The sequence below is a fragment of the Microcoleus sp. genome (assembly GCF_049646505.1).
GTDB lineage: Bacteria > Cyanobacteriota > Cyanobacteriia > Cyanobacteriales > Microcoleaceae > Microcoleus.
Map to the genome: position 1 here is coordinate 1 of NZ_JBARVX010000130.1, position 12,309 is coordinate 12,309.

14 protein-coding genes are annotated in these 12,309 nt (G+C 45.3%); 13 read left to right on the forward strand and 1 reads right to left on the reverse strand.

Features of this window, described 5'->3' with window-relative positions:
* The first annotated feature begins 216 nt into the window (after window positions 1–216).
* The 13 genes from WBA89_RS07595 to WBA89_RS07655 all read left to right on the forward strand — a co-directional run bounded on the left by WBA89_RS07595 (window position 217) and on the right by WBA89_RS07655 (window position 11,346).
* Entirely contained in the window at window positions 217–1,641 is a 1,425-nt protein-coding gene (locus WBA89_RS07595; protein WP_424405276.1) for an NADP-dependent isocitrate dehydrogenase, read from the forward strand.
* 629 nt (window positions 1,642–2,270) lie between these two features.
* Entirely contained in the window at window positions 2,271–3,335 is a 1,065-nt protein-coding gene (gene hemE / locus WBA89_RS07600; protein ID WP_424405278.1) for a uroporphyrinogen decarboxylase, read from the forward strand.
* Window positions 3,336–3,519: 184 nt separating this feature from the next.
* Window positions 3,520–4,485 carry an NAD-dependent epimerase/dehydratase family protein gene (locus tag WBA89_RS07605; RefSeq protein ID WP_424405280.1) on the forward strand — a complete coding sequence of 322 codons (966 nt, stop codon included), beginning with the start codon at window positions 3,520–3,522 and terminating at the stop codon, window positions 4,483–4,485.
* Between the two features lie 566 nt (window positions 4,486–5,051).
* Entirely contained in the window at window positions 5,052–6,644 is a 1,593-nt protein-coding gene (locus tag WBA89_RS07610) for a B12-binding domain-containing radical SAM protein (RefSeq protein ID WP_424405282.1), read from the forward strand.
* Window positions 6,645–6,750: 106 nt separating this feature from the next.
* A complete protein-coding gene (locus tag WBA89_RS07615) occupies window positions 6,751–6,996 on the forward strand; it encodes a type II toxin-antitoxin system Phd/YefM family antitoxin (protein WP_424405284.1) in 246 nt (81 codons plus the stop codon).
* Window positions 6,993–7,394 (forward strand): type II toxin-antitoxin system VapC family toxin, encoded by a 402-nt coding sequence (locus tag WBA89_RS07620; RefSeq protein WP_333424529.1) that lies wholly within the window; start codon window positions 6,993–6,995, stop codon window positions 7,392–7,394. The genes WBA89_RS07615 and WBA89_RS07620 overlap by 4 nt, the downstream gene beginning before the upstream one ends.
* A 196-nt stretch (window positions 7,395–7,590) precedes the next feature.
* Window positions 7,591–8,487: a M48 family metalloprotease gene (locus tag WBA89_RS07625; protein ID WP_424405286.1), complete on the forward strand. Its 897-nt coding sequence runs from the start codon at window positions 7,591–7,593 to the stop codon at window positions 8,485–8,487.
* Window positions 8,488–8,615: 128 nt separating this feature from the next.
* Window positions 8,616–9,062 carry a DUF6932 family protein gene (locus WBA89_RS07630; protein WP_424405288.1) on the forward strand — a complete coding sequence of 149 codons (447 nt, stop codon included), beginning with the start codon at window positions 8,616–8,618 and terminating at the stop codon, window positions 9,060–9,062.
* Complete coding sequence (locus WBA89_RS07635) at window positions 9,059–9,577, forward strand: DNA-binding protein (protein WP_424405290.1); 519 nt, start codon at window positions 9,059–9,061, stop codon at window positions 9,575–9,577. The genes WBA89_RS07630 and WBA89_RS07635 overlap by 4 nt, the downstream gene beginning before the upstream one ends.
* 231 nt (window positions 9,578–9,808) lie before the next feature.
* Window positions 9,809–10,192, forward strand: a complete 384-nt coding sequence (locus WBA89_RS07640) for a papain fold toxin domain-containing protein (protein ID WP_424405292.1) — start codon at window positions 9,809–9,811, stop codon at window positions 10,190–10,192.
* A 42-nt stretch (window positions 10,193–10,234) separates the two neighbouring features.
* Window positions 10,235–10,600, forward strand: a complete 366-nt coding sequence (locus WBA89_RS07645) for a hypothetical protein (RefSeq protein WP_424405294.1) — start codon at window positions 10,235–10,237, stop codon at window positions 10,598–10,600.
* A gap of 114 nt (window positions 10,601–10,714) precedes the next feature.
* Window positions 10,715–10,987 carry a hypothetical protein gene (locus WBA89_RS07650; protein WP_424405296.1) on the forward strand — a complete coding sequence of 91 codons (273 nt, stop codon included), beginning with the start codon at window positions 10,715–10,717 and terminating at the stop codon, window positions 10,985–10,987.
* Entirely contained in the window at window positions 10,987–11,346 is a 360-nt protein-coding gene (locus tag WBA89_RS07655) for a type II toxin-antitoxin system VapC family toxin (protein WP_424405298.1), read from the forward strand. Before WBA89_RS07650 ends, WBA89_RS07655 begins: the two co-directional genes overlap by 1 nt.
* 237 nt (window positions 11,347–11,583) lie before the next feature.
* Here the strand turns inward: WBA89_RS07655 and WBA89_RS07660 are convergent, their stop codons facing one another.
* Window positions 11,584–12,000: a hypothetical protein gene (locus tag WBA89_RS07660; RefSeq protein WP_106147605.1), complete on the reverse strand. Its 417-nt coding sequence runs from the start codon at window positions 11,998–12,000 to the stop codon at window positions 11,584–11,586.
* Window positions 12,001–12,309: the final 309 nt, after the last annotated feature.

The following is a 12,309-nucleotide window of genomic DNA, read 5'->3' on the forward strand; positions in this document are numbered from 1 at the left end:
CGACAGCACTGATTACTGTTGACTGTTGACTGTTGACTGTTGACTGTTGACTGATGACTGTTGACTGATGACTGTTGACTGTTGACTGTTGACTGTTGACTGATGACTGATGACTGATGACTGATGACTAATGACTAATGACTAATGACTGATGACTAATGACTTCTGGTATAATCGTGGCAAAATAGGGAACATTGCTATCCGCACTGTTAAGATATGTACGAAAAGATTGTAGCCCCGACCACTGGTTCTAAAATTACTTTCAAAGACGGTTTGCCGATCGTCCCCAACGACCCGATTATTCCCTTCATCCGCGGCGACGGTACGGGCGTTGATTTGTGGCCGGCATCCCAGAAAGTCATGGATGCTGCGGTAGAAAAGGCCTACGGTGGCCAGCGCAAAATTAACTGGTTCAAGATTTACGTAGGCGACGAAGCTTGCGATGTCTACGGAACTTACCAGTATTTGCCCCAAGATTCCCTAGACGCTATCAAAGAATACGGAGTCGCCATCAAAGGGCCACTGACAACCCCAATCGGTGGCGGAATTCGATCGCTAAACGTAGCATTGCGGCAAATTTTTGACCTTTACGCCTGCGTGCGCCCCTGCAAATATTACGATGGAACCCCATCGCTGCACAAAACTCCCGAACTCCTAGATGTAATTATTTACCGGGAAAATACAGAAGATATTTACCTCGGAATTGAATGGGCAAAAGGCAGCGAAATAGGCAAAAAGTTGATTGAATACCTCAACAATGAGTTAATTCCCGCAACACCAGAACACGGCAAAAAACAAATTCGCCTCGATTCAGGAATAGGAATTAAACCGATTAGCAAAAGCGGTTCCCAACGTTTAGTACGGCGGGCAATGACCCACGCTTTGCGGTTGCCAAAAGACAAGCAGCAAGTAACCTTGGTGCACAAAGGCAACATAATGAAATACACCGAAGGAGCTTTCCGAGATTGGGGTTACGAACTAGCAACCACCGAATTTCGCAACCAGTGCGTGACAGAAAGAGAATCTTGGGTTCTCGACAACAAAGAACGCAATCCCGCTCTTAGTTTAGAAGACAATGCCCGCCAAATAGATCCGGGATACGATGCTTTGACTCCCGAAAAACAAGCCAAAATCCGCCAAGAAGTAGCCGACGTTCTGTTTGCAATTTGGGACAGTCACGGTAACGGTAAGTGGAAAGAAAAAATCATGGTCAACGATAGAATTGCTGACAGTATTTTTCAGCAAATTCAAACCAGACCTGCCGAGTATTCAATTTTGGCAACGATGAATTTAAACGGCGATTATTTATCCGATGCGGCGGCTGCAATTGTCGGCGGATTGGGAATGGGCCCCGGCGCAAATATTGGCGATGAATGTGCAGTTTTTGAGGCAACTCACGGCACTGCACCGAAACACGCAGGTTTGGATAAAGTCAATCCCGGTTCGCTGATTTTGTCGGGAGTCATGATGTTAGAATATATGGGATGGCAGGAAGCCGCAGATTTGATTAAGAAGGGTTTGGGAGCGGCCATTTCTAACGGTGAAGTTACCTACGATTTGGCAAGGTTGATGGAACCGCCCGTACCGGAACTTAAGTGTTCTGAGTTTGCGGATGCGATTATTAAGCATTTCGCTGATTGATTTCGATCTTATCTCCAGTTAATTAAGCAGGAGCTTGTCGGGGCCCCTTCGCGCTTGATATCTAACACAAATCATATCAATTCCGGTTGCACTCCTGGGGAATAGTTGGCTGTTGACTGTTGACTGTTGACTGTTGGCGGTACGACTCGATTTTATGATTCCGATGCAACCGGAAACGAGATCAGAGATTCAATAAACCTGCCCCGGCGGGATATTATGGTCGATCGTACATACTGTCTTGACTCTTTTCAGATACAAGGGGCTGGTTTCACCAACAATATTTATCAACCCGCCCCACCCAACTCTTCCTCAGTCCAAAAGTCAAAACCCTTGAAAAACATATCCTGCGGTGGTTTTCCTTCAAATCGCTGGCGCTAAGGTGCTTCGCAGTCACAGATACACCGCATTTACGCATTGGCGCCCGAAGAAACCGGGTTTTTTAGCTGATATGCCGACAACGCGCGTATTTTCGTCCACCTTTCCCCCGGTTTCTGAGCCTCGCGTCAGTCCGAATGCACGTACATACATATATAGGTGCTGCGGACGGATGAATTTTTTGTCGAAAAGGACGATCGGACAGTGGTAAGCTACCAAAGGCATTGAAATATCTAAGGTAGAGAAAAGTTAAAATGTCGGCATTAAATGAAGTTCCCTTACTGTTGCGGGCAGCCCGCGGCGAAACCCTAGAACGCCCGCCCGTGTGGATGATGCGCCAAGCAGGCCGCTACATGAAGGCTTATCGAGATTTGCGAGAAAAGTATCCCTCGTTTCGCGAACGTTCCGAAATTCCCGAAGTCGCCATCGAAGTTTCCCTTCAGCCGTGGCGCGCGTTTCAACCCGACGGCGTAATTCTGTTTTCCGATATTGTCACCCCAATGCCCGGTTTGGGCATCGACATGGACATCGCCGAAGGCAAAGGCCCGATTATCCACGAACCCATCCGCACTAAAGAGCAAATCGACAACCTCCAACCGCTGAACCCGGAAGAAAGCTTGCCGTTTATCAAAACAATCCTCAAATCCCTGCGCGCGGAAGTCGGCAACAAATCCACCGTGCTCGGTTTTGTCGGCGCGCCCTGGACGCTGGCGGCCTATGCCGTTGAGGGTAAAGGTTCTAAATATTATGCCATCATCAAAAACATGGCATTTTCCGATCCAACTTTACTGCATCAGTTGCTGTCAAAATTCGCCGATGCGATCGCAGTTTATATGCGCTATCAAATCGACTGCGGCGCGCAAGTAGTGCAAATGTTCGACTCCTGGGCCGGCCAACTGTCCCCGCAGGACTACGAAACCTTCGCCCTACCATACCAAAAACAGGTTTTCGATCAAGTCAAAAAAACCCATCCCGACACCCCGCTAATTCTCTTAGTCAGCGGTAGTGGCGGCCTCCTCGAAAGCATGACCAAATCCGGCGCCGATATCATCAGCGTCGATTGGACAGTTGATATGGCCGACGCCCGCCGGCGTTTGGGCCCCAACATGAACGTTCAGGGAAATCTCGATCCGGGCGTGTTGTTTGGTTCTCAAGCGTTTATTCGCGATCGAATTCTTGATACAATTCGCAAAGCGGGCCCGCGCGGACACATCCTCAATTTAGGACACGGCGTGTTACCGGGAACTCCCGAAGACAACGTGCGTTTCTTCTTTGAAACCGCAAAACAAGCCGACAAATTGCTCGCAGTTACTGCTTGAATTGCGATTTAACTGGTTCCCAGGCTCTGCCTGCGGAACCCATACAAGCGAGGCTCTGCCTCGCCTACAATGGAGGCAGAGCCTCCCGATCTGCGTTACCAGGCAGAGCCTGGTAACGAGTTAAAGCATTAGCGTTTCCCAACCATAAAAAACCCTCATTCCTGCCCTCTTCCCCACCGACAAAATGAACCCCAAAAAAATTTTTGTGACGGGTGCAAGTGGCTGTATCGGTCACTACATGGCCGAAACTTTGATTCAAGAGACCAACCACGAACTTTACCTATTAGTTCGCAACCCAGACAAGCTAAAATTTGACTGGAAAGCCCGCCCCGGCATCCATATCATACAAGGCGACATGAAAGATATCGATCGCCATTCCGAACTCCTGCAAACAATAGACGTAGCAATTTTAGCCGCCACAGCTTGGGGAGGAACCCAAGAAGTTTTTGATGTCAACGTCACCAAAACCCTGCGCCTAATTCAACTACTTTCGCCCGAAAAGTGCCAGCAAGTAATTTACTTTTCAACAGCCAGCATACTCGGTAGAGACAACAACTTGCTCGCAGAAGCCGGCGAACTGGGAACAGATTATATTCGGTCGAAATACGATTGCATGACGCAATTATCCACCTTGACAAATGTACCTCCGATTACCGCACTTTACCCAACATTAGTATTGGGAGGAGACGCAGAAAAACCAGTCTCTCACCTGTCATCCGGCTTGCCGCTTGTCGCCAAATGGATCGGTTTAATTCGCTGGTTTAAGGCAGACGGAAGCTTTCACTTCATCCACGGTGCAGATATTGCCAAAGTAGTTAATTATTTAGTTGAACATCCGCCGGCTTCCGAGGAACCGCGACATTTTGTGCTAGGAAATCCGGCGATTACAGCTAACGAAGTCGTAGAACAAGCTTGCCAGTATTTGCATAAAAACATATTTTTTCGGCTTACTCTGTCACCAACACTAGCCGATTTCTTTATTTGGCTGTTCCGAATTCAGGTGGCAGCTTGGGACAGATTTTGCATCAGCTACCGCCATTTTACCTATCAAAATCTGGTCAATCCCGAAAGCATCGGAATGCCGAGTTACTGCGGTACAGTTGCGGATATGTTAAGAACTAGCGGGATTCCCGATCAAAATGTAAAGTAGGTCATTAGTTATTTGTTATTTGTTATTTGTTATTTGTTATTTGTTATTTGTTATTAGTTATTAGTTATTAGTTATTAGTTATTTGTTATTAGTTATTAGTTATTTGTTATTGGTAACAACTGAAAACTGACAACTGACAACTGACAACTGACAACTGACAACTGGCAACTGCTTTCCGTACAACGTCATCAGTCCGATGTCCGTCGGAAGAGGGAACGCCAATGTGTACCTTACCAGATATGTGTAGGGTGCGCCGAGGCGCATTTTACGAATAATGTAAGTTTTTTAAGTTGTTTTTTGTCTGAATCCGGCGCTTTTTCAATGCGATTATCGTCAATTAAGGGTTAAATACGATAAGATATCAGCATTTGCTAACTTTAACAGGGAACTGCAACCTAAAAATTGCGATGTTTTATTGGTCTTAGGGGGTGTTACCCCTCGCCCGATATTCGATCGCGCGCAAGATCGTAATTTTAGCCTTAATATTAAGTCTTGAGAGTCGATCGAACTCTCACGCCCCGCCAGCCCGATCGCAAGTTGTTTACTGATGTGAGGTTTAACATATAATGCGAGTTCTCCTAGTTTATCCCCTGTTTCCGAAAACATTTTGGTCTTACGAGAAAATCCTAGAATTAGTCGATCGCCAAGTGCTGCTTCCACCGCTGGGTTTGGTCACAGTAGCAGCTATTCTACCCCAAGAATGGGAATTTAAGTTAGTCGATCGCAACATCAGACAAATCACCGAAGCAGAATGGGAATGGGCAGAGCTCGTTATTCTCTCCGCCATGATTGTCCAAAAAGAAGATTTGCTAGACATCATTCGCGAAGCAAAACGGCGCGGTAAATCCGTAGCTTGCGGCGGCCCTTACCCGACTTCCGTACCCGAAGAACCTCAAGCTGCAGGCATCGATTACCTGATTCTCGACGAAGGCGAAATCACCTTGCCGATGTTCGTCGAAGCAATAGCGCGCGGCGAAAAAAGTGGAATGTATCGATCGGACGGCATAAAACCCGATGTTACCACAACCCCAGTTCCCCGCTTCGATTTGCTGGAATTAGACGCCTACGATTCGATGTCAATTCAATTTTCGCGAGGCTGTCCCTTCCAGTGCGAATTCTGCGACATCATCGTCCTCTACGGGCGCAAACCCCGCACCAAAACTCCCCAACAATTAATCGCAGAATTAGACTGCCTTTATAACCTAGGTTGGCGGCGCGGCGTGTTCATGGTAGACGACAACTTCATCGGCAACAAACGCAGTGTCAAACTATTGCTAAAAGACTTAGAAGTCTGGCAAATAGAACACAAATTCCCCTTCAACTTCAACACAGAAGCATCCATCGACTTAGCCCAAGACCAAGAATTGATGGACATGATGGTGAAATGTCATTTCAATGCAGTATTCCTAGGAATTGAAACCCCCGACGAAGAAAGCTTGCAAATGACCAAAAAATTCCAAAATACCCGCAATTCCCTAATCGAATCAGTAGAACTAATTGCCAAATCCGGCTTGCGAGTAATGGCCGGATTCATCATCGGATTCGACGGCGAAAAACCAGGCGCAGGTCAACGCATTGTAGACTTTGCCGAAGCAGCCGCAATTCCGAGCACAACCTTTGGAATGCTGCAAGCTTTGCCGCACACTGCATTGTCCCACAGACTAGCAAAAGAAGGCAGATTGCGCGACAAATCTGGCAACCTCAACCAGACAACTTTGATGAACTTCATTCCAACGCGGCCGCTAGAAGACATCGCGCGGGAATATGTCCAAGCATTTTCTGATGTGTACGATGCTGAGAAATACTTAGACCGCACCTACCGCCACTTCTTGATGCTGGGTGCACCTACAGCAGATATACCATCAAGAATCCCCAGTTGGATCGACTTGCGAGCACTGCTAACTGTAGTTTGGCGACAAGGAGTCAAGCGTTCAACTCGGTGGAAATTCTGGCATCATTTGTTCAGCATTATCAAACGCAATCCTGCGGTTTGGGATCACTATTTAACAGTGTGCGCCCACAACGAGCATTTCCTAGAATACCGTCAAATTGTGCGGGATGAAATCGAAGAACAATTAGCTGACTTTTTGGCTAATGAGTCTCAAACAGTATATCAAGAACCTGTTGCTGTTGAGGAAAAGGAAGTGCAAGCGGTTTAGGGTTGGAGAATTCAACCGCATATCAACCCAGGTAAACGCAGATAAATGTAAGATTGTCTGCGTTTATTTTGTTATAATTAGTTGACAGACTTAGTTTTTTAAGAGCATGGAAACTGTAAATATCCATCAAGCTAAAACGAATCTCTCACTACTATTGTCGCGTGTGGAACTGGGAGAAGAAATCATTATTTCCAACGAAGGCATCCCAGTTGCGAAGTTGGTTCCGTTTCGTACTTCATCCAATCGACGATCCTGTTTAGGACAAGATCGAGGGAGATTTGTTTTGCCAGAAAACTTTAACGATCCTTTGCCAAAAGAGATTTTGACCGCATTCGAGGGGAATGCAGAGTGAAACTCTTGCTGGATACGCAGTGTTTTTTGTGGTGGTTTGCCCAACCAGATCGATTGAATGAGGAGGCGATCGCACACATTGCCGATGAAACGAACGAATTGTGGTTTTCTGTTGCTAGTGTCTGGGAAATGGGCATCAAAGTTGCGATCGGAAAGTTGCCGCTGCCAGAACCCATAGATACCTACATTTCGACGCGCATGATACAGTTAGATGTGCGATCGTTAGAAATTACAGCACCTCATGCCCTGCGAGCGGCTGCGTTACCATTACATCATCGCGATCCTTTCGATCGAATGCTGATTGCTCAGGCTCAGATAGAGGAGATGACGCTGGTGAGTGCTGATTCAATGTTCAAGCAATACAGGAATATTTCTATTCTTTGGGCAGCAAATTCGTGAGATTAATCTCGTTTCCAGGCTCTGCTTGGAAATGTCATATGCTGTGGCAGAGCCACCTCTTTTTATGACTGAGGAGGCAAAATACTACTATTGATTGCAGCAGTTATTTCGGCGGATAGAGGCGCGATCGCCCGAAAATATGAAAATCTAATAACAAGCTCAAAAATATCAAAATTCGCGATCGCCCCAACCCGCCATGCAAGGAACAAATCACATCAGAACAGCAGCTCTATTAGGGCTTCTCAGCGGCCTTCTAGTTTTAGGAAGCTATTATTTAATCGGCAACGAGCAAGGACTTTACATCGGTTTAGCATTAGCGGCCTTCACCAGTTTTAGCTCTTGGTACTATTCCGATACGGCCGCTTTGATGGCTTACCGCGCTCGCCCGATCGCCCGCAGCGAAGCTCCCGAACTCTACGATATTGTAGCATCGCTGAGCGCCAAAGCCGAAATTCCCGTGCCAAAAATCTTTGTAGTTCCCACTCAATCTCCCAACGCATTCGCCACGGGAAGAGACCCGGAACACGCCACAATAGCAGTTACTGAAGGCATCATCAAACTGCTTTCCCGCGAAGAATTGGAAGGCGTTTTAGCGCACGAACTGACGCACATCCGCAACCGCGACACTCTGACTCAAGCAGTTGCAGGGACAATTGCGGGCGCGATTACATTTGTCGGGCGAATTCTGACATTTGGAGCGCTTTACGGCCCGGTGACGCGGGACAGCAGACAAGGGCCGAATCCCTTTGGTTTGCTGTTTTTAATCATTTTAGCACCGCTATCAGCAACGCTAATTCAATTGGCGATTTCTCGGACGAGGGAATTTGCAGCCGATAGCGGTGCGGTGGAAATTACCAATAACCCGATCGGCTTAGCAAACGCCCTGCAAAAATTGGAAAAAATGAGCCGAGAAATTCCGATGCACGGCAATCCGGCGATGTCGCCGCTGCTGATTGTGAATCCTTTTTCGACTAAAGGTTTGCAGTCACTTTTCCGCACTCACCCCTCTACCGAAGAGCGGATTCAGCGGCTTTTGACACTGGCGCAGCAGCAGCAAAGTGCTCCTGTGATGGCCTACGTGAGTGGAATATGAGCGATCGAAAATGCAGCAACAATATGGAGAAACCCGGTTTTTTGTAGCCGCCGGGTTTTTGTTTGTTTATAATGATAGCTGTGGTACGATCGACTCGAACAACTAATTTGCGGCGCGGGTGTGAGTAAGTGATTCCAGAATTCGATGAAAACGGCAATCTACCACCGGGAGTTCATTTTTGCGAATGGGAGGAGTTTGAGGAGAGATTTGGCACTAATTTTAAAAGAGATAGCTTGATATTGGGCTTGAAACTGGCAATGACCCAATTAAAAGCAGCAGGTGCTAGAACTATCTATATTGATGGTAGTTTTGTTACCAGCAAAGATAAGCCTAATGATTTTGATGCTTGTTACGATAGAGAAACTGTAGACAGGGAGTATCTGAGAATCAATGCTCCTAGATTGTTCAATCATCAGGATCGAAATGCCCAAAAAGCTAAGTATCGAGGGGAAATTTTTCCCTCAGACGAACCTGTAGGCAATTACGGAGAAAATTCCTTTGAATTTTTTCAAAGTGACAGGGACAAAAATAAGAAAGGAATTATAGCGATAGATTTAATGAGGTGGGAACCATGATTAAAGATGAATTACAGTATGAAGTCAGCAAAGAATGGGTAGAGAAATTCAACAAAACTCTAGCAGCAATGGAGCGAGATGAAGAAGCAAAAAGAAAGGACTTTCTCAAATGGGATGCAGGTAGAGGTTCGATTCAGCGCCATTTGGATCAGTTGCATGAAGAAATAGCGGAATATGAAAGATTGATGGCGTGGGACAAGAGTAAGCAGATCGAACTTGTAGTTGAGAATTTCAATAAACTATCAGATGCTTTAATTAAAGCTCGAATGGCAGCAAAGATCAGCGTGGAAGAACTAGCAGAAAGGTTGGATATGGACCCTGAACGCCTTAAGGAACACGAGAATAAAGATTATCAAGGTGCTAGTTATATGGAACTCCTTGAAATTAGCTGTGTTTTGGGTCTGGAGTTTAAGACGGCTGTGATGCAGGTCGATTTTGAGGAAATAGAGGTTATGAAACAAATAGCAGTAGAAAGGCGCGAACGAAAAAAGAAGAAGGCAAGTAAAATAGCCTAAAGATTTGAGGGGCGACATCCTTCGCCATTCAAAAGCACCTATACGATCGGTCAAGATACTGGTAAAGGCGAACAGCTTTGAGGTAAACTAGAATTGCTCGAAATTTCTGGAGTCTGACTAGGAAAAAATGAAACTGATCTCGCATATTGGATGTGATGGCATATTGCTTCTCCAAATGCCCGAAATTTTGAGATATACTTGTACCTAAAGATAGGAGGTAAACTTTCCACTTTGAGTTTAGATCGGAGTAGTTTAGATGAAATTCGAGAGGATATCGCTAAAATTGCCAGCCTTTATGGGGTTTTTCAATGTGTTGAATGCAGTCAGGCTATCAAAGAGTTCTTGACGGTCAGAAATCTACATGGTAAGCAGATTAAACTGGATTTAGAAAGGCAAGACCTACCTTGGTCAGTGATTTATGATTTACGACGACAGCAGCAAATTGCTACTAATGGCTACCATCAAGGGATATCAATTACCATTGAGGCACAGGAAATTGTTTTTGATAATATAGATTGTAGTGGTGTGACTCGGCAGGAATGGTTGCAAAATTTAACATCTCCTACTCTGGAACTGGGTAGGGGAAGTTTTAAGGTTATAGAAGAAGAATTTTGAGCGGCAAAATTTGCAGTTATTTGAAAAAGATTGAGGTAAAAGATGCACGATTTATATACACTAATTGAGAAAATTAAGAAAGCTCCTTCAATGTACTTGGGACGACATTCAATTATTTGTCTTCAGGCTTTTTTATCTGGTTACAGCGTTGCTAAATATGAGTTGGGAGAACAGCCAACTAAACAAGATAGCGATTTTATGCAGTTTCCTGAGTGGATACGAAAAAGATTCAATGTGCAGACTAGCCAATCTTGGGCTAACGTCATTCTGTTTTATTCTGAGGATGAAAGCAAAGCACTCGATCAGTTTTTTGCGCTGTTAAGTGAGTTTATCGATCGTCATTCTTCGACTGATACTTTAGGCGAAGAGGGATTGGATATAGAAAAAGTGCAAGTTTTTAGGAATTGATATAAAGGGCGAACTCCTTCCCCTTCAATAGCACCCATGCGATCGCTCAAGATACTGGTCAAGGTGAACAGCTTTGAGGTAAACTGGAATTGCTCTAAGTTTCTGGAGTCTGATATGGAAACAATGAAACTGATATCGCATATTGGATGTGATGGCATATTGCTGCTCCAAATGCCCGCTGAGTTTAAAGATACTTCTGTCGAAGTGGTAGTAGTTGTACAGCCTCTACCGTCTGAAGAAGTTAAACAGAAGTATAACGCTTGGGGACAACTGACTACTAAAAAATCAATTCAAGCAGCAATTGCTAGAATGCTACAACTGCGGCAAGAAATTGCCTTGGATAAAAGCTCAATCCGTTCCATGATTGAAGAAGGGCGCAGGTTTTAATGCAGTTTGTATTGGATTGTTCTGTAGCCATTAGTTGGTGCTTAGTCGATGAAGATAATGATTATGCCAATGCTATACTCGCGATGATGCCAGATTGCGAAGCATTTGTACCAGGCATTTGGTCGCTAGAAGTTGCTAATACTCTCCTGGTTGCCGAGCGACGCAACCGCATGACAACTCAGCAATCTGAGATGGCTATTGCTTTGTTACAATCACTTTTAATTCAGGTTGACGAAGCCACTGATAGCAGCGCACTCTCGTCAACTCTGGTGCTAGGAAGACAAGAAGGTTTAGCTGCTTATGATGCAGCTTATGAGAGAGTTAGCACTACGATTGGAATTGCCGATCGCAACACTTGATAACCGCTTGGCGGATGCGGCAACTCGCTGCGGTGTGGGGTTGGTAGTTGTTGGTGGATAAATGCCATAGACGGAGCGATGATTATTAGGATCTCGCTCATCAGAAACAAGAAAGGGCGATCGGTCTTGATGCGCGATCGGGCGATCGCACTCCATACAATCATCGCAAAGTCACACTAAAATGCCCAAAGTTCTTTAATAAAGACTTCGGGCCAATCAATCTATTTGTCCACAGACCTAGTGTGCGCCTAAAACTCTGTCAAATCCTTTAAGCATTGTCTTAGCTTCTGCCCCCACAGCACCCAAAGCAGTGCAAGGCACAACTAAAGCAGCAGCAGGAGGGAAAACTGTTGTTGCAGCGGCGCTTGCAACGTAGCAAAATCCACTTATGGTTATCATTGTTGCTATGATTTTTACTCCTTCTCCAGTTCCTTCTATGACTTTACCTATGAAATTATTAGATTGCTCTATGTCTTTTTCATAGGTTCGGGTGTTAGAAAAATCGCTGATATGACTTGAGCCACCATTTGCCTGAATCTCGATGGGAGGAATGGATGTCATACTGAAATCATCTGAGTAGGCATAGGCTGGCTTGGCAGTTCCTACGAACGTAATAGCGAATGCAACAAAAATAGCAATTAAAGCTCGTAACATCTTGGCTTTTCCTTAACGTGGTGATTGGCAAAAAACCAGGGTTTAATCCCACAAGTTATTCTTTATACTTCTCTCATTATCTTTAGAAATCTAAGCTTTGTCTAGCCCAAAATGCTCAATTTTGTTGGGACTTTTGTATGCAACTTCAACTCGCCCTCTATGAAAAATGTTGGGAAATGTTGGGAAATGTTGGGAAATGTTGGGTACAATACAACCAACCCTGACATCTACCCGACTCTATGAACCTTAAGGAAATGGTAAAACTCGCAGACGATATGGTGTTTGCTAAAACAGGTAAGCATCTCAATG